Source organism: Mycobacterium kubicae, assembly GCF_015689175.1.
Taxonomy (GTDB): domain Bacteria; phylum Actinomycetota; class Actinomycetes; order Mycobacteriales; family Mycobacteriaceae; genus Mycobacterium; species Mycobacterium kubicae.
The window spans coordinates 318,492-335,644 of record NZ_CP065047.1 but is presented as its reverse complement, the minus strand read 5'-3'; the positions used below and the strand labels follow the sequence as shown (position 1 = coordinate 335,644).

Sequence of the window (17,153 nt, the reverse complement as noted above, 5' to 3'; positions counted from 1 at the left end):
GCAAGTGAAGGGTGATGGATGAAGATTCCGGGTGTGGCCGACGTCGTCGGCGGAATCACCGGTGGGGCGACGCTGGCCTTGCGGACCGGCGTGCAAACTGCGGCAGGTGCTGCCGACGCGGTGCAGTCGTTCGCCAGCCCGGTAGTCGAGTTGGTGGCGCCCGTGGTGCAGTCCGCCGCCCGGTCGACGGGTCGCGTGCTCGGCACCAACAACGGCGCCAATGGATCCGCTGAGCACATCGCGCCCCCAGTGCGCTGGCACAGTGGGCGGCGGGTCCACTTCGACCTGGACCCCTTGCTTCCGTTCTTCCGTTGGCACGAACACGCGGCCGTCGTGGAAGAACCGGTGCGCCGGGTCGCCGGTGTCGCCACGGCTCACGTCGAGGGCGCGCTTGGCCGGCTGGTCGTCGAGTTGGACGCCGACGCCGACGAGGACGCGGTGGTCGATGAGGTGCGCGACACCGTCGTTGCCGTGGCTTCCGACATCTCGCCGCCGGCACCGGATTCCGCCTCCCTTGCCGCACCGTTCGCCGACCCGGGAAACCCGTTGGCGATCTTGGTGCCGCTCACCGCGGCGGCGATGGATGTGGTCGCGATCGGCGCCGCGGTAACCGGTTGGTTCACCCGGCTTCCCGTGGCGCCGCGCAGCGCACGAGCGGCGGCGGCTCTGCTGAACTACCAACCGCGGGTGGTGTCGGTCCTCGAGTCCCGGCTTGGCCGGGTCGGCACCGACATCGCGCTCAGCGGTTCGACGGCGTTGGCGTATGGCTTGAGCCAGTCCGTCGGCACACCCCTGCTCAACCTCGCCTCGCGCACTCTTCAGCTCTCGGAGGCCACCGCGCATCGGCAGCGCTGGCACGACCGAGAGCCCGAACTCGCCTCGCCGAACCGGCCGCAAGCTCCGGTGGTCCCGGTCCTGTCGTCGGCCGGCGCGGAATCCCATGCGCCGCGGCATAGTTGGGCCGCCGCGGCGGCAGGTGAGACTTCACATGTCGTCGTCGACGGCGCCATCGATGCTGCCATCGACACCGAAAAAGGTTCTATGGCCGGGCCGATAGAGGATTACGTCAGTCAAGCGGCGAACGGCTCGGTGATTGCCGCCGCCGGCGCGTTGTTCGCTGGAGGCGGTGCCGGCGAGGCCGCTGAGGCGATCTTGGCCGGAGTGCCCAAAGCCGCGCATCTGGGCCGGGAGTCGTTCGCGGCAACACTGGGTCGCGGTCTGGCCAACGCCGGGTTACTTGTCCTCGACCCAGGTGCGTTGCGCCGCCTCGATCGGGTGAAGGTGGTGGTCATCGACGGTGCCGCGTTACGTGGTGACCACCGAGCTGTCCTGCACGCCGAAGGTGACGAGCCGGGCTGGGACGACGACCGCGTCTACGAGGTTGCCGATGCGCTGCTGCATGGTGAAGAAGCACCCGAGCCCGACCCCGACGAACTACCCGCCACCGGTGCGCGGCTGAAATGGATTCGTAAGCAAGGCTCTTCGGCAACGCCGGCGCAGGGGCTGGAGCACGCCGACCTGGTGGTCGACGGCCAGCGCGTGGGCCGCGTCGACGTCGGTTGGGAAGTCGATCCCTACGCCATCCCGCTGCTGCAGACCGCGCATCGCACGGGCGCCCGGGTGGTATTACGCCATGTCGCCGGCACTGAGGATCTGTCCGCCAGTGTCGGTTCCACACATCCACCCGGTACGCCGCTGTTGCAAGTGGTGCGCGACTTGCGCAGCGACCGCGGTCCGGTCTTGCTGATCACCGCCTTGCACCGCGACTTCGCGTCGACCGACACGTTGGCCGCGCTGGCCATCGCCGATGTCGGTGTGGCACTGGATGATCCGCGCGCGGCCACGCCGTGGACCGCCGACATCATTACCGGCACCGACCTCGCCGCGGCGGTGCGGATCCTGTCGGCGATTCCGGTGGCACGGTCGGCCAGTGAGTCGGCCGTGCACCTGGCCCAGGGCGGTACCACGCTGGCCGGGCTGCTGTTGGTCACCGGTGAGCAGAATCGGTCCACTAATCCGGCTAGCTTTCAGCGTTGGCTCAATCCGGTAAATGCCGCTGCCGCAACGGCTTTGGTCTCCGGCACCTGGTCGGCCACGCGGGTATTGCGGCTGCCCGATCCCACGCCGCAACCGCTGACCGCCTGGCACGCGCTGGATCCCGAGATCGTCTACTCACGGCTGGCCGGGGGCTCTCGCCCGTTGGCCGTCCAGCCCGGAACCGCCACGTGGCGGCGCCGTCTGGATGACCTGTCCTACAGCCCGGCACTGGCTCCGTTGCGTGGGCCGGTCGAAACGGTGGGGCGCCTGGCCAAAGCCACCCGCCATGAACTGGCCGACCCGCTGACCCCGATCCTGGCCGTCGGTGCGGCGGCATCGGCGATCGTCGGCAGCAACGTCGACGCGCTCCTGGTGGCCGGCGTCATGACGGTCAACGCCATCACCGGTGGCATACAACGGTTACGGGCCGAGGCCGCCGCGGCCGAACTGTTCGCCGAACAGGATCAGCTGGTGCGCCGAGTCGTGGTGCCCGCCGTCGCCACCACCCGGCGCCGGTTGGAAGCCGCGCGGCATGCCACGCGGACCGCTACGGTGTCGGCGAAGTCCCTGCGGCCCGGCGACGTCATCGACTTGTCCGCACCCGAGGTGGTACCGGCCGATGCCCGGCTGTTGGTGGCCGAGGACCTGGAGGTCGACGAGTCCTTCCTCACCGGTGAGTCGTTGCCGGTTGACAAGCAGGTGGATCCCGTCGCGGTCAACGATCCCGACCGGTCCAGCATGCTGTTCGAGGGCAGCACGATCGTCGCCGGACGCGCCCGCGCGATCGTCGTCGCCACCGGTGTCGGCACCGCCGCCCACCGCGCCATATCGGCGGTGGCCGACGTCGAGACTTCGGCCGGTGTGCAAGCGCGGCTGCGCGAGCTGACCAGCAAGGTGTTGCCGCTGACGCTGGCCGGTGGTGCCGCGGTGTCCGCGTTGGCACTGCTGCGGCACGCGACGCTGCGCCAAGCCGTCGCCGACGGTGTAGCCATCGCCGTGGCCGCAGTGCCCGAGGGCCTGCCCCTGGTGGCGACGCTGTCCCAACTCGCCGCCGCCCAACGCCTCACGGCGCGTGGCGTCCTGGTGCGTTCGCCGCGGACCATCGAAGCGCTGGGCCGGGTAGACACCGTCTGTTTCGACAAGACCGGCACGCTGACCGAGAACCGGCTGCGCGTGGTGTTGTCGGTGCCGAGCACCGCCGAGCCGCTGGGACCCTACCCCGAGGCCACCGATCCGCAGGCCGTCGCGGTACTGCGGGCTGCCGCACGTGCGTCCACCCAGCCTCAAGACGGACAGGGCCACGCGCACGCCACCGACGAGGCGATCGTTACAGCGGCTGCCACTTCCCGTGGCGGAGAGCCTGATTCGGAGTGGACCGTGCTCGCCGAAGTCCCGTTCGAGTCGAGTCGGGGATACGCCGCCGCGATCGGCTCACTCAGCGGCGGTAATGGGACACCGATGTTGATGCTCAAGGGCGCTCCGGAAGTTGTGTTGCCGCGGTGCAAGTTTGCCGATCCCGACGCCGACCAGCAGCACGCCGGGGCGCTGGTGGACAACCTCGCCGAACAAGGCTTACGCGTGCTGGCCGTGGCGCAACGCGCCTGGCCCAATGGCACTTCCGATGACGAAGAGACCGACGTGGAAGCCGTGGACGCCGCCGCGCAGGATCTGGAACTTCTGGGTTACGTCGGATTGGCTGACACCGCACGAGCCTCGGCGCGGCCGCTGATCGAGGCGCTGCTGGACGCCGACCGCAACGTCGTGCTGATCACCGGTGACCATCCCATCACCGCGCGGGCCATCGCCCGCCAGTTGGGCCTACCCGCGGATGCCCGGGTGGTCACCGGGGCAGAACTGGCCAACCTCGACGAAGACGCGTGCGCCAAGATCGCGGGCGACGTTCAGGTGTTCGCCCGCGTCAGCCCCGAACAGAAAGTCCAGATCGTCGCGGCGCTGCAGCGGTGCGGGCGAGTGACCGCCATGGTCGGCGACGGCGCCAACGACGCCGCGGCGATCCGGATGGCCGACGTGGGCATCGGGGTGAGCGGGCGTGGCTCGTCGGCCGCTCGTGGCGCCGCTGACATCGTCTTGACCGACGCCGACCTGGGTGTGCTGCTCGATGCGCTGGTGGAGGGCCGCAGCATGTGGGCGGGGGTCCGCGATGCGGTGACCATCCTGGTCGGCGGCAACGTGGGTGAGGTCCTGTTCACCATCATCGGCACCGCGTTCGGGGCGGGGCGCGCACCGGTGGGAACCCGGCAACTGCTGCTGGTGAACCTGCTCACCGACATGTTCCCCGCCCTGGCCGTCGCGGTCACCTCCCAGTACGAGGATCCCGAAGAAGACGACGACGTCAGCGATGAAGACGTGGAGGCGGCGCGGCGCGCACGCCAGCATGAGGTGCTGACCGCGCCGGCGCCGTCACTCGATGCGCCGCTGATGCGTCAGATAGTCAACCGTGGCGTGGTGACGGCCGCTGGCGCGACGGCCGCCTGGGCTGTCGGACGCTGGACGCCGGGCACCGAACGGCGCACCGCGACAATGGGTTTGACCGCGTTGGTGACCACCCAGCTGGCTCAGACACTGCTGACCCGGCGGCACAGTCCGCTGGTGGTCGCGACCGCGTTGGGCAGCGCCGGCGTCCTGGTCGGCATCATCCAGACCCCGGTGGTCAGCCAGTTCTTCGGCTGCACGCCGCTGGGGCCAGTCGCGTGGACGGGTGTGATCGGGTCGACGGCAGGCGCGACGGCCATCTCGGTGCTTGCGCCGCAATGGCTTTCCAAGGCCGTCGACGTGGTTCAACCCGAAGAGGAGCAGGACTCCTAACGGGGCTGTTGCGATAGTTCCCGACGCAGCACCTTGCCGGCCGGGTTGCGGGGAATGCTGTCCACCACGTGGATGTCCCTGGGCTGCTCAAAGCGAGAAACTTTGCCCTTCAGATATTCTCGCAGCCCTTGCCCGTCGACGGCGCTTCCCGGCCTGGTCACCACGTAGGCCGCCAGCCGGTTTCCGAAGTGCTCGTCGGGCACGCCCACCACGGCGTTTTCGGCGACATCGGGATGTGCGGCGAGCGCGTTCTCCAGGGCGCGCGGGTAGACGTTCTCGCCACCGGAGACGATCATGTCGTCTTCGCGGCCGACGATGTACAGCCGACCAGCTTCGTCGAGATAGCCCATGTCACCGGTGCTCGTCATCCCGTCGATGACGGCTTTGGCGCCGCCGCCGGTGTACCCCTGCGACGTGAGCTGACCTCCGACGAAGATGCGTCCGGTCACTCGCGGACCCAACCGAGTGCCGTGCCGGTCGTAGATCCGCACCGGACATCCCGCCACCGGTCTGCCCACGGTTTCGGGTGCCTGCCGCAGGTCGGTCGGTGTGGCCAGGGACCCGATGCCCACTTCGGTGGAACCGTAGAGGTTGTACAAGACATCGCCGTAGGCATCCATGAACCGCCGCGCCAGGTTGGGATCGAGCCGGTCCCCGCTGGAGATCACCACCCGCAACGCCGGCAGTGGGTTCCTGGTCCGCACCCGCTCGGGCAGGTCGAGGATGCGGGCCAGCATGATGGGCACCGCGCTCATGGCGTCGGCACGCTGCAACGACGCCTGCGCGAGGGTGGCCTCGGCATCAAAGCGCCGGTGCGTCAAGACAGTGCCGCCAAGCCCCACGGCGAGCATGAGGATGCCGAAGCCCAGACCGTGAAACATTGGCACGGCCAATGCGATTCGCGACCCGACCGGTAACCGCGTGCGTTCCAGCAGCGTCACTCCGACACCGAGCCCGGAGCTGATTCGGGGAGTGCGCGGCACACCTTTGGGCACGCCGGTGGTGCCCGAGGTCAGCAGGATGATCCGCCCCGAGGAAGCAACCTTGGGCCGCCGGCCGCCGTGATCCCTGATCGCCTGGGGATCCAAGACGTGCACCGGTTCACCGGTGTCGCCGATCTGCTCTTCGAACTCGTTGTCGCAGAACATGACTCGCACCTGGTGTGCACTCAGCGCCCCGGCGAGTGCGGTGGTGCGGAACTCGGTGTTGACCAGCACGATGTCGGCGCCCACCAGACCGGTGGCGAAGACCGCGGCGAGGAAATTGCGGCCGTTCCGGCACATGATGCCCACCGGCTGGCCCGGCCCGATTCCGGCGGCGAGCAATTCGCGCGCCAGCGATTCGGTCATCAATTGCAGTTCGCGGTAGCTAAGGGCACCGTCGTCGTCGATGATCGCGGTGCGATCCGGCCAGCGCGCCACCGACATGGCAAGCAGTGTGTACAGATTCGTGCCACTTCGGGACACCTCGCCGAGCAGTCGCAAGGCCGCCACCGGGCCGGGCGGACCGAGCAGTCCCGACGAGAGCACCCCGCGCGCCGCGCTGACCGCCACACCGGTCATGGTCGTCATCAGCCCGCCACCGCGCCGGCGGAATCGGCGAAGAAGCGGCGGTGCCATAAGCGCGCCGCGCGGTCGGCGGGTCCGGCCAGCAGCACCGATGCCAGCTCAGCCGGCCCAAGCCAGGGCGGCTCGATGGTGCGGGGCCGCTCGATGACCGCCTTGGCGATCACGTCGGCGGCTTCGTCAGAAGACAGGCCCGGGAGGCGTCCCAGCATGGGCGTCGGCTCGATCATGCGGGTGCGCACCAGCGCGAAGTACACCGACGTCACGTCCACCCCGTCGAGGTGCAACTCCGGTCCCACGCTGCGCAGCCAGCGGTCGAACGCCCCCTTCGAAGCTTGGTAGGCGCCCCATTGCGGGCCGGGAGCCACGCGCACCCCGACGCTGGAGACGTTGACGATGTGCCCGCGGCCCTGCTCGCGCATCGCGGGGAGCAGGCCGAGGAGCAGCCAGATCGGCCCGAGGTAGTTGATGTCAATGGTGCGCTGAAAGTCGTGCGGGCGGTCGTACTGATCGTGCAGCGACCGGCGCAGCGACTTACCGGCGTTGCTGACCACGATGTCCAGGGCTCCGTGGTTCTCGGTGACCTGCTTGGTCAACCCGCTGACGACGGCTTCGTCGGTCAGGTCAGCGGGGTAGGCAACGGCCTGTCCGCCGCCGGCGTTGATCGATGCCGCAACGTCGTCGAGCTTGTCGGCGGAACGAGCCACGATCAGCACCGTGGCCCCAGCGGCCGCAAGTTTGCGGGCGGTCGCCTCGCCGATACCGTAGGACGCACCGGTCACCAGCACCGTCTTGCCGCAGACCGCGCCGCGCAGCCGGTCCGGGTCGGAGATGCGCGCGGGGTTGGCCAACAGGTCGGTCGCCCAGTTAAGGACCTCGCCTGCCAGATTCATTGGACCGCGTCCTCCGATCGCCTTCGACCTGTCAGGCCCTATTGTGACCCATGGTCACATAGCCGTGCTAAGAGGATCGCTGGCCGTACCGCCGGTAGAACCGCTCGACGCGGCCAGCGACGCCGAGCGTCCGCTGGGTACCCGTCCAGAACGGGTGCGAATCGGCCGACACCTCCACCACCACCAGCGGGTAGGTATGCACCCCATCGGCGGTCTGCCATTCGATCGTGCGGGGGCTGCTCAGCGTGGAACGCGTGAGGAAACATGCGCCCGTATTGGCGTCCTGAAACACAACAGGGCCGTAGTGGGGGTGGATCCCGCGTTTCATCGCTCGTCTCCGTTGTTGCGGTGTGCCGACAAGTCACCGACCACGTCGGGCGCCTCCTGGCACGGGTCTTCATGCCAGTCGCCGAACGGGTCGTCATAGGTCTGCCAGCGTTGCGGGTGCGCCATCTCGTCATCGGTGAGCAGCGCGCCGTGCAAGGCGCGGACGACTTCAGCGCGGTCGGCGCCACAGACCAGGACGGTCATCGCGGTGTGTCGGTCGCCGAACCGGTATTTCCACATCAGCTCGGCGAACAAGCGCCGCTCGGGGTCCACGTAGGCCACCTCCGCGGCGGACATCGCCGCCAGCCATTTGCCCGCGGAGGTCACCCGCAGCCCGCCGCCGGCTGACTCCAGCCACATGACCTGGTCGGGCCGGTTGGCGAGCCAGAGCCGACCCCGGGTGCGAATCACTCCGTCGAGCAGCAAGTCCATCCCATCGTGCAGACGCCGTGGGTGAAAGGGGCGGCGGGCGTTGAACTCCAGGACCGCGACGCTGCCGTCCACGGTCAACGGAGGGCTTCCGGCCAGCAGCGGGGCGTGTGAATGGAAGCTGCGCCCCCGGCGCGAGTCGTCATCCAGATTCGCCAGCCCCAACTCGAGGCGCTCGAGCCCGACGGTGATGCGGGCCCGTGGCGCCAGCCGGCGCAACACTGCCAGCGTGACCGACTCCGGGTGGGTCAACACCAGCATGTCGGCGAACTCGGCTTGGCCGACCGTCACTTGGGCCACCGTCCGTCCATCCGGAAGTTCGTCGTCGCCGAGCGACTGCGCCAGCCATCGAGCGGCGTCGACACAGGTCACTACGGCCCCGATCCGCACGTCGAGCCCGGCCGGTCCGTCCGGATAGCCCGAACCGATCCGGACCCGGACGTGATTGATCGCCCAGCAGATCGGCTCGGGCTCCAACCACGGCGCCAGGTGCACCACGATCCGGTCCACCTGGTCACGGCGGTGCAGCTTGCGCAGCAGCACCAACAGGTCGTTGCGAACGGTGCAGGCCACACAGCCGTGCGCCAACTCCAACGCCTCGTCGGTGGCGGTGAGTTCACCGCCGTGCAGCGCGATGGTCGACCGTTTCACCACGTGGCCGTCGAAGCGGTGCTCGACCACCACCGTCCCAGGCCGGCGCAACAACGCACCGGCGACGCCGTCGGTTTCGCCCTGACCTACCACCAGAATCACCGGCGTCCGCATCCGCCCGCCCCCTTGTTGAAAATGATTGTCATTAAGCCCGGAATCACGGTACAGTCCCCGGCAACGCTTGTCGAAGATCGTTTCCCACAGAGAGGAGCGGCGTGATGTCCGCCCGCTGCCAAGTCACCGGACGCACGGTGAGTTTCGGTAATGCCGTGTCGCATTCGCACCGTCGCACCCGGCGACGCTGGTCGCCCAACATCCAGGTGAAGAGCTATTACCTGCCGTCGCAGAATCGGCGCATCACGCTGCGGGTCAGCGCCAAGGGCATCAAGGTCATCGATCGTGACGGCATCGAAGCCGTCGTCGCCCGGATGCGGCGAAGCTGATGGCGCGCAGCGAGATTCGGCCCGTCATCAAACTGCGCTCGACCGCGGGCACCGGCTACACCTACGTCACGCGGAAGAACCGTCGCAACGATCCTGACCGAATGATCCTCAAGAAGTACGACCCCGTCATCCGCCGGCATGTGCAATTCCGGGAGGAACGCTGACAGACATCGCCGTCGCGATATCCCAGCCCCAGCCAAAACGCCAAGCCAAATCCCGTGTCTGCCTTGGGTATTCGGAGTCGACTACATAGACGTAGCTCGACTGCGCACGTTCCGCCCCGAGCGCGCCAGGATCCGGCCACGGCGATCAAGAATGCGCGAGATGGCGCTGCCGCCCTATCCCGTTGCAGGGCCAGGAGAATTAGGCAGCCGGACGGTTGTGCAGTCTGCGTGGATCGATGCCCCGGCGAATCCACGCCTCCGCCGCCCACGGCGCGTACACGGCCCGGATCGGCAACCGATTGATGAGGGGATTCAGCGCCCGCATTACCGCGGCAAATCGCTGAAACCGCTTCTCTTTCTTCGGATTCCACGCCAGACCGCACACGTCGCGCATCTGCGGCGGCAAGGTGCCCACGATCACCAGGCGGGCATAGGCGTTCAGTGGCGCGGACATGATCTTCCAGAGCGGTCGGGGAATGCTGCGCGGCCCCGGAATCCCTTTGCGGAGGTACCCGGTGCCGTACAAAACCGTCTTGTGCGGCACGAACCGGTTCAACATGCCGTCCCAGTAGGCGACGAATTCGTCGTACGTCTGCGGCTGCCCGCGGTCGCTGACGCCGTAAAGGCGATACCAGACCTTGCTTTCCTCGAAGATCTGCTCCTTCTCCGCACGAGACAACCGGCGGATGAACATATCCGCGTTGTAGAGGACCTGGTCGACGAACGTGGCGTGCGCCCAATAGAACAACTCGGGATTGAGCGCGTGATAGCGGGAGCCGTCACTGATCGTGCCCTTGATCGGTTTGTGGAAGTCCCGCACCGTGCGGCCCCACTTCTGTGGATCGTCGGAGTAGACGGTCCGCATTAGCGGCGGCGCGGTGCGCTTAGCTCTGCCCAGCGTGTCGCTGAAGATGACCGAGTGATCGAACACGCCCTGTGCCAGTTGTTCGATGCAGTTCTCCGTGCCGGCGACCCGCTGGAAACCGAAAATCTGGGTTCGGTTGTCTCCGTAGAACTTCCAGATCAGCGAATCGGGACCCAGCCGGATGACGTCCGCAGCCGACAGGTCGTCGACCAGCACTGGCTGCGCTTCGCCGACCCCGGCGTCGAAGCTTGCGGCGTTGCGCGCTGACATGCCATCCTCTCGTGAAGCACAGACACAAACTTGTATTTTTGTGTCACCCTAGCTTCGCTGCCGGGCCTGCCGCAACGCGAAACCGCTGCGCCCAGTGTGCCGCCACGGCCGTTGACCGAGCCGTCGTCACAGCCGCGGCGGCAATGTCGCTGGCCCGCGGCGGAACTACCATGCAGACCAGGATGAGCCCAGAGACACAATCCGTCACCGATCTCGACCGCCTGATCTTGGATACCGCGCGCACGGTGTTCGAGACCTACGGCGTGCGCCGGGCCAACATCGAAGACGTCGCGGCGCGCGCCGGTGTCAGCCGCAGCACCATCTACCGCCGCTTTCCCACCAAAGACGAGCTGTTCGAACGCGTGGTACGGCGGGAGGCCGAGTCGTTCTTCACCACGCTGGACCAAGCGACCAGCGGCCGTAACCCGCAGCAGGCCGTCGTCGAGGCGTTCGCCCTCGGTGTCCGTCTCATCCAGGACTCGCCGCTGTATTCGCGCATCGCCGAAAGCGAACCCGAGCTGTTCGGCATGTTCTCGCGCTCGCATGTCTTCCCGGTCGGCCAGTTCGCCGACGGGATCGCCCACACCCTGCGGCGGTGCGGTGCAGACCTGGCTGATGCCGATCTGGCCAACGTGGCCGAGATTCTGCTGCGCGTCGCTGTCGGCATCATCATGTTCCCGACCGACCGCCTGGACACCTCCGACGACGCGGCGGTGCGCGATTACGCGGCTCGCTACCTGGTGCCGATCATTAGCCTGTAACCGTGGCGCAGCTACCCCGGACCCGCTACGCCAGGTGCGGCGACCTGGACATCGCCTACCAGGTCCTGGGCGAGGGCCCGATAGATCTGCTGGCGGTACCGGGACCCAACATTCCCATCGACACCATCGACGCCGAGCCGTCGATGTACCGCTTTCACCGTCGGCTGGCGTCGTTCAGTCGCGTCATCCGGTTCGACCACCGGGGCGTGGGCCTGTCCTCGCGCGTCTCTTCCCTCGAGATGCTCGGACCCGAGTACTGGGCCGAGGACGCCATCGCCGTCATGGATGCGGTGGGCTGCACGCAAGCCACCATCTTCGCCAACGGATTCAGTGCGACCAGCGCCCTGGTTCTTGCCGCCGAACACCCCGAACGGGTCCGCAGTCTGGTGATCGTCAACGGCTCGGCACGCTCGCTGCGGGCACCCGGCTATGAGATCGGCGCCGACCCCGACATTGCCGACCCATTCCTGACGGTGGGCATCGAGCCCGACGCGGTGGAACGGGGGTTCGACGTGCTCGGCATCCTCGCGCCCAGTGTCGCTCACGACGACGCGTTCCGGTCTTGGTGGGACCTTGCCGGCAACCGCGCCGCCTCGCCCAGCAGTGCCCGCGCCTTCGTCAACGCCCTGCGGGACGCCGATGCGCGCGACTCGCTGAGCAAGATCACCGCGCCGACGTTGATCATGCATCGCCGAGGCGCGCGGTTCGTCCCCTTCCGGCATGGTCGCTACTTGGCCGAACACATCGCCGGTGCACGCTTCGTGGAGTTAGCGGGCAACGACTCGCTGTACTGGGTCGGCGACACCGCGGCGATGCTCGACGAGATCGAGGAGTTCATCACCGGAGTACGCGGCTTCGACGCCGACCGGGTGCTGACCACCATTGTGTTCACCGACATCGTCGGCTCCACGCAACGCGCCGCCACGCTCGGCGACGACCGGTGGCGCGACCTACTCGACAACCACGACACCATCGTGCGCCACGAACTCGACCGCTTCGGCGGGCGCGAGGTGAACACCGCGGGCGACGGGTTCGTAGCGACCTTCACCAGCCCCAGCGCCGCAATCGCCTGCGCCGATCAGATCGTCGAGGCGGTTCGGGTGCTCGGCATCGAAGTGCGGGTCGGGATTCACGCGGGTGAGGTGGAAATGCGGGGTGCCAACGTGGCAGGTATGGCGGTCCACATCGGGGCGCGGGTCGCGGCGCTGGCCGAGCCCAGCGAGGTGCTGGTGTCATCGACGGTGCGCGACATCGTCACCGGGTCGCGGCACAGGTTCGCCGATCGCGGCGAGCGCGAACTCAAGGGCGTGCCCGGCCGCTGGCAGCTGTGCGCCCTGGTCCGCGCGCACGCGACCAGCCAGCGATAGCACCGCTTGTACGCTGGCGTTCAACACGCCGCAAACCATGCTGAGTTTTTAGGAGGGCCGTGACGGCTCCGATCGTCCAGGACGCCGACCCTCGCTCCGTACGACGTATCCAACTGGATATCTCCGGGATGTCCTGTGCGGCCTGCGCCAGCCGCGTCGAAACCAAACTCAACAAGGTCCCCGGCGTTCGCGCTTCGGTCAACTTCGCCACCCGAGTGGCGACCATCGACGCCGTCGACGCCCGGGTCGAGGACCTGTGCGCTGCGGTCGAGCAGGCCGGCTATCAAGCGGTGGCGCGGGCGGACTCGACCGTCGTGGGCAGCGACGCTGCCGATCCCGACGCCGACCACGCCCGCAGTCTGCTGCGTCGCCTCCTGGTTGCGGCGGTGCTGTTCGTGCCGCTGGCGGACCTGTCGACGATGTTCGCGATAGTGCCGAGCGCCCGGATACCCGGATGGGGCTACCTGCTGATCGCCCTGGCAGCGCCCATCGTCACGTGGGCCGCCTGGCCGTTCCACGCCATCGCGCTGCGCAACGCGCGCCACCGCACCGCGTCGATGGAAACGCTCATCTCGGTGGGCATCGTGGCGGCCACCGCCTGGTCACTGTGGACGGTTTTCTTCCACCAGCAACCCCGTGAAACTCACGGCATCTGGCAGGCCGTCTTGCACAGCGATGCGATCTATCTCGAGGTCGCCGCAGGTGTGACGGTGTTCGTCCTGGCGGGTCGCTACTTCGAGGCTCGCGCCAAGTCCAAGGCCGGCGGTGCGCTGCGCGCGCTGGCCGCGCTAGGCGCCAGGAATGTGACTGTGCTGCTGCCCGACGGTGCGGAGTTGGTCATCCCGGCCGGGGAACTGAAGAAGAAGCAGCGGTTTGTGACGCGGCCCGGTGAGACCATCGCCGCCGACGGAGTCGTCGTCGAGGGCAGCGCCGGCATCGACATGAGTGCGATGACCGGTGAGGCAAAACCGGTCCGCGCCCAGCCGCAGGCCGCGGTGGTAGGCGGGACTGTCGTCCTGGACGGCCGCCTGGTGATCGAGGCCACGGCCGTGGGCGCCGACACCCAGTTCGCCGCGATGGTTCGCCTCGTCGAGGAGGCTCAAGCGCAGAAAGCCGGCGCCCAGCGTCTGGCCGACCGGATCTCGTCAGTCTTCGTACCGGTGGTCTTCGCAATCGCCACGCTCGCGGGCGCGGGGTGGTTGATCAGCGGAGCGAGCGCCGACCGCGCCTTCTCGGTGGTGCTCGGCGTCTTGGTGATCGCCTGCCCGTGTGCGCTCGGCCTGGCCACGCCCACCGCCATGATGGTGGCCTCGGGCCGAGGCGCGCAGCTGGGCATCTTCATCAAGGGCTACCGCGCGCTGGAGACGATTCACGCCATCGACACCGTCGTGTTCGACAAGACCGGCACGTTGACGATCGGGCAGCTGACCGTGACCACGGTGACGACGGTCGACGGGCAGGACCACGCCGACGTTCTCGCGCTGGCCGCAGCCGTCGAGGCGGCCTCTGAGCATTCCGTTGCCACGGCCATACTCGCCGCCTCCCCCGATCCCATGCCGGTCACCGACTTCGTTGCGGTGCCGGGCTGCGGAGTTTCCGGCCAGGTCGGTGATCATCGCGTCGAAGTAGGCAAGCCCTCCTGGATCACCCGCAGCACGCCGTGTGCCGACAAGCTCGCGCACGCTCGCCGCGACGGCGAATCTCGCGGTGAGACAGTCGTTTTCGTGTCCGTCGATGGTGTCGCTCGCGCGGCTGTCGCCATCGCCGACGTCGTCAAAGAGTCTGCGGTCGACGCCGTGGCGGCGCTGCGCGCCCGGGGCCTGCGAACGGTTCTGCTCACCGGCGATAACCAGGCGGCCGCCGATGCGGTTGCCGCCCGGGTGGGCATCGATACTGTGATCGCCGACGTGTTGCCCGAAGGCAAGGTCGACGTCATCGCGCGGCTGCGCGAGCAGGGCCAGACCGTGGCGATGGTGGGTGACGGCATCAACGACGGCCCCGCGCTGGCCTGCTCGGACCTCGGCTTGGCGATCGGACGGGGCACCGATGTCGCGATCGGTGCGGCGGACATCATTCTGGTCCGCGACGATCTGCAGATCGTGCCGCAGTCCCTCGATCTGGCGCGGGCGACCATGCGCACCATCCGCATGAACATGGTCTGGGCGTTCGGTTACAACGTGGCCGCCATTCCGGTCGCCGCCGCGGGGCTACTCAACCCGCTGATCGCCGGCGCCGCCATGGCGTTCTCCTCGTTCTTCGTCGTGTCAAACAGCCTACGACTGCGTAACTTCGGCGCCGCGACAGCCACTGGGAGATAACAGATGGCCGAACAGACCTTCTCCGTCAACGGACTGCACTGCGGAGGCTGTGTGGCCACCGTCACCAATGCGCTCACCGCCCTGCCGCCGGTCAATGCCGTCAGCATCGACTTGGACAGCAAAGGCAGTTCTACGGTGCGGATTTCTACAGACACCGAATTGACCAGCGACCAGGTTCAGGCGGCACTCGACGGCGAGGGAAACTTCGCGGTCGTCGGGTGAAGGCCCGTTATCGGCGCATCCGCGACAGCTCGCGCAGCATCGCGTTATAGGCCTCGAGGTCGTCGTCGCCGTAGTCGCTGTCGGCGTGGCGGTCGGTGCGCGACGCGACGCGGCGGTCCTGGCGTGCCCATTGCGTCACCAACGCAACGATGACGATGATGACTGGCAACTCGGTGAGGCTCCATGCGATTCCGCCACCCAGATGCTGGTCGTCGACGACGCTGGACAGCCAGGGCAGGTCCAGTGTGCGGTAGAACCTGCCGCCGACGGCCGACGCCATGGTCATCAATGCGATACCGAAGAAGGCGTGGAAAGGCATGACCGCGAACAGAAGTCCGATGCGGCCGGGATAGGGCAGGCGGCGCGGCCCCGGGTCGATCCCGATGATGGCCCAGTAGAACAAGTAGCCGACCAGGAGGAAGTGGATCGCCATGAACTCATGGCCCCAGTGATACCGGACCAGGGTGTCGAAAATCGGTGTGAAATAGACGATGTAGGGCGAGCCCACGAAGAGGACGAAGGCGATCATCGGGTGCGACAGGAACTTCGTCACCCGGGAGTGCAGCAGCCACATCAACCACTCGCGCGGGCCCGGCGGCTGTCCGTCGCGTGCGGCGGGCAAGACCCGCAACGCCAGCGTCACCGGCCCGCCGAGCACCAACAGGACCGGGATGAACATGTTGAGCGTCATGTGTTCGGCCATGTGCACGCTGAACATCGCAGACCCGTAGGCCCGCATACCTGAGCTGCTGGTGAACACCAGTGCGACACAACCGATCAGCCATGCCGCAAGTCGGCCGGCCGGCCAGGAGTTGCCCGCGCGCCGCAACCGGACGAACGCGACCACATAACCGATCGCCAGGACCACACCCGCGGTTCCGATCAGGGTGTCGAACCGCCAAAGGCTGAGCACTGTGGCGACCGTCGGCGGTCGGGGCAGCGGGTAACCCAGGAACACGTCCCAGGCGGTGAACCGATGGGTCAACAAACGCGGCGCGGTGGAGGCTGCCAGGGTGGCCAGTGCGGCGGTGGCCGCCATCATGGCCACGGCCGCGACGGTATTCGCCGTCGCGCTCGGCAATCGGTCGGCCCGCAGGTTTCGCAGGTCACTCACCCACACCACCGCAACAACCACTCCGGCGCCCAAACCAATGCGACCGAAGTCAGAACCGATCGGCCAGCCCGGGACCAGCAGCAAGAGCAACAGAGCCCCGTACCCCAGAACCACCCCGCCGCAGATCACCTGCGTCACCGAGACGGCGCGGTTCGGCGTCCCTGCGGCCACGGCGGTGACCAGCTTGAGCCCGGTGAGCGCGGCAACGGCAATCGCGAAGACGATGGCCGCGCTGGTCGAGTAGTCATGGTCGGGCCCCTGCCCGGCATTACCGGTCACTGCGGTCGCGACAACGGCGATCACCACCGGGACCAGCAGTACGACATGGCCGACCCAGCGAGTGACGAAGCGCAACGCCACCGCGGTCAGCAGCGCGCAGATCGCGACGACGATCCAGGCGCGGCTGACCTCCGAGGCACCCACGGCGTCGATTAGTCCGGTGCCGGAAAGCAGCGCACTGGGCGCCACACCGGAATCGTGCGACGCCTGAATGACTATCATCGCCGCAGCAGCTGCCAGCCATCCCACCGAAAGGCGTTCCGCGAGAACATGAATACGGAAGGACGCCGCATCGATCAAACCATCGGGCTCCGGCCGCGACGCCATGACGACATAGGTCAACGCCCCCAGGCAGAGTGCTGCCAACACTGCGGTGATGAAGTACCCCGTCGGCTCGGCGACGCTGATCACCGTGCCGGGGTGGGCATTACCGGCCTCGGCATAGCGGCGGTCCCCGGAAAGCAACCCATACACCGCGGCCACGACCGTAACAGCGAGAAACCCGCAAGCCAGGCCCACCAGGGCGGCGGTGGGTGCGCGACGCGGTTGGCCGACGGATGCCGACGGCGTCGAGTCCGCGGCCCGCACGTCACTGTTCACTCTTGCAGCTTAGGAGAAGTTC

13 protein-coding genes are annotated in these 17,153 nt (G+C 67.7%); 7 read left to right on the top strand and 6 right to left on the bottom strand.

Annotation, left to right across the window (positions count from 1 at the left end):
• The first annotated feature begins 18 nt into the window (after positions 1 to 18).
• Positions 19 to 4,863, top strand: coding sequence for a cation-translocating P-type ATPase (locus tag I2456_RS01640; RefSeq protein ID WP_085073861.1), 4,845 nt, complete (start codon positions 19 to 21; stop codon positions 4,861 to 4,863).
• Here the strand turns inward: I2456_RS01640 and I2456_RS01635 are convergent.
• The 4 genes from I2456_RS01635 to mrf form a co-directional block, all read right to left on the bottom strand.
• On the bottom strand, positions 4,860 to 6,434 hold the full coding sequence (locus I2456_RS01635; RefSeq protein ID WP_085073935.1) for an AMP-binding protein: 1,575 nt from the start codon (positions 6,432 to 6,434) through the stop codon (positions 4,860 to 4,862). The two genes, I2456_RS01640 and I2456_RS01635, sit on opposite strands and share 4 nt — an antisense overlap.
• Positions 6,434 to 7,321 carry an SDR family NAD(P)-dependent oxidoreductase gene (locus tag I2456_RS01630; RefSeq protein ID WP_085073860.1) on the bottom strand — a complete coding sequence of 296 codons (888 nt, stop codon included), beginning with the start codon at positions 7,319 to 7,321 and terminating at the stop codon, positions 6,434 to 6,436. Before I2456_RS01630 ends, I2456_RS01635 begins: the two co-directional genes overlap by 1 nt.
• 67 nt (positions 7,322 to 7,388) lie before the next feature.
• Positions 7,389 to 7,649: a type B 50S ribosomal protein L31 gene (locus I2456_RS01625; RefSeq protein WP_085073859.1), complete on the bottom strand. Its 261-nt coding sequence runs from the start codon at positions 7,647 to 7,649 to the stop codon at positions 7,389 to 7,391.
• Positions 7,646 to 8,842, bottom strand: coding sequence for a ribosome hibernation factor-recruiting GTPase MRF (mrf, locus tag I2456_RS01620; protein WP_085073858.1), 1,197 nt, complete (start codon positions 8,840 to 8,842; stop codon positions 7,646 to 7,648). The genes I2456_RS01625 and mrf overlap by 4 nt, the downstream gene beginning before the upstream one ends.
• A 104-nt stretch (positions 8,843 to 8,946) precedes the next feature.
• On the opposite strand from mrf, the gene rpmB reads away from it, so the two are divergent.
• Both rpmB and rpmG read left to right on the top strand, forming a co-directional pair.
• Entirely contained in the window at positions 8,947 to 9,171 is a 225-nt protein-coding gene (gene rpmB / locus I2456_RS01615) for a 50S ribosomal protein L28 (protein ID WP_085073857.1), read from the top strand.
• Positions 9,171 to 9,335, top strand: coding sequence for a 50S ribosomal protein L33 (rpmG, locus tag I2456_RS01610; RefSeq protein WP_068030232.1), 165 nt, complete (start codon positions 9,171 to 9,173; stop codon positions 9,333 to 9,335). The genes rpmB and rpmG overlap by 1 nt, the downstream gene beginning before the upstream one ends.
• A 199-nt stretch (positions 9,336 to 9,534) precedes the next feature.
• Here the strand turns inward: rpmG and I2456_RS01605 are convergent, their stop codons facing one another.
• The gene (locus I2456_RS01605; protein WP_085073856.1) at positions 9,535 to 10,470 is read right to left on the bottom strand and encodes an oxygenase MpaB family protein; all 936 of its coding nucleotides are present in this window, start codon (positions 10,468 to 10,470) and stop codon (positions 9,535 to 9,537) included.
• 182 nt (positions 10,471 to 10,652) lie between these two features.
• Between I2456_RS01605 and I2456_RS01600 the strand changes: the two genes are divergently transcribed.
• From I2456_RS01600 to I2456_RS01585, 4 genes are read left to right on the top strand one after another with little or no spacing between them, the layout of a single operon-like run.
• On the top strand, positions 10,653 to 11,231 hold the full coding sequence (locus tag I2456_RS01600; protein ID WP_371869899.1) for a TetR/AcrR family transcriptional regulator: 579 nt from the start codon (positions 10,653 to 10,655) through the stop codon (positions 11,229 to 11,231).
• A gap of 2 nt (positions 11,232 to 11,233) precedes the next feature.
• On the top strand, positions 11,234 to 12,598 hold the full coding sequence (locus I2456_RS01595; RefSeq protein ID WP_085073855.1) for an adenylate/guanylate cyclase domain-containing protein: 1,365 nt from the start codon (positions 11,234 to 11,236) through the stop codon (positions 12,596 to 12,598).
• Positions 12,599 to 12,657: 59 nt separating this feature from the next.
• Positions 12,658 to 14,916 carry a heavy metal translocating P-type ATPase gene (locus I2456_RS01590; RefSeq protein ID WP_085073854.1) on the top strand — a complete coding sequence of 753 codons (2,259 nt, stop codon included), beginning with the start codon at positions 12,658 to 12,660 and terminating at the stop codon, positions 14,914 to 14,916.
• 3 nt (positions 14,917 to 14,919) lie between these two features.
• Positions 14,920 to 15,138 (top strand): heavy-metal-associated domain-containing protein, encoded by a 219-nt coding sequence (locus I2456_RS01585; protein WP_085073853.1) that lies wholly within the window; start codon positions 14,920 to 14,922, stop codon positions 15,136 to 15,138.
• A gap of 7 nt (positions 15,139 to 15,145) precedes the next feature.
• Here I2456_RS01585 and I2456_RS01580 read toward each other — a convergent pair whose 3' ends face one another.
• Entirely contained in the window at positions 15,146 to 17,053 is a 1,908-nt protein-coding gene (locus I2456_RS01580) for a cytochrome c oxidase assembly protein (protein WP_276052154.1), read from the bottom strand.
• Between the last annotated feature and the right edge of the window lie 100 nt (positions 17,054 to 17,153).

Excerpts from the sequence above, each read along its gene's own strand:
- I2456_RS01630 (WP_085073860.1), bottom strand. The coding sequence starts at position 7,321 with ATGAATCTGGCAGGCGAGGTCCTTAACTGGGCGACCGACCTGTTGGCC.
- I2456_RS01635 (WP_085073935.1), bottom strand. The coding sequence starts at position 6,434 with ATGACGACCATGACCGGTGTGGCGGTCAGCGCGGCGCGCGGGGTGCTC.
- rpmG (WP_068030232.1), top strand. The coding sequence starts at position 9,171 with ATGGCGCGCAGCGAGATTCGGCCCGTCATCAAACTGCGCTCGACCGCG.
- I2456_RS01640 (WP_085073861.1), top strand. The coding sequence starts at position 19 with ATGAAGATTCCGGGTGTGGCCGACGTCGTCGGCGGAATCACCGGTGGG.
- mrf (WP_085073858.1), bottom strand. The coding sequence starts at position 8,842 with ATGCGGACGCCGGTGATTCTGGTGGTAGGTCAGGGCGAAACCGACGGC.
- I2456_RS01585 (WP_085073853.1), top strand. The coding sequence starts at position 14,920 with ATGGCCGAACAGACCTTCTCCGTCAACGGACTGCACTGCGGAGGCTGT.
- I2456_RS01600 (WP_371869899.1), top strand. The coding sequence starts at position 10,653 with ATGAGCCCAGAGACACAATCCGTCACCGATCTCGACCGCCTGATCTTG.
- I2456_RS01605 (WP_085073856.1), bottom strand. The coding sequence starts at position 10,470 with ATGTCAGCGCGCAACGCCGCAAGCTTCGACGCCGGGGTCGGCGAAGCG.
- rpmB (WP_085073857.1), top strand. The coding sequence starts at position 8,947 with ATGTCCGCCCGCTGCCAAGTCACCGGACGCACGGTGAGTTTCGGTAAT.
- I2456_RS01625 (WP_085073859.1), bottom strand. The coding sequence starts at position 7,649 with ATGAAACGCGGGATCCACCCCCACTACGGCCCTGTTGTGTTTCAGGAC.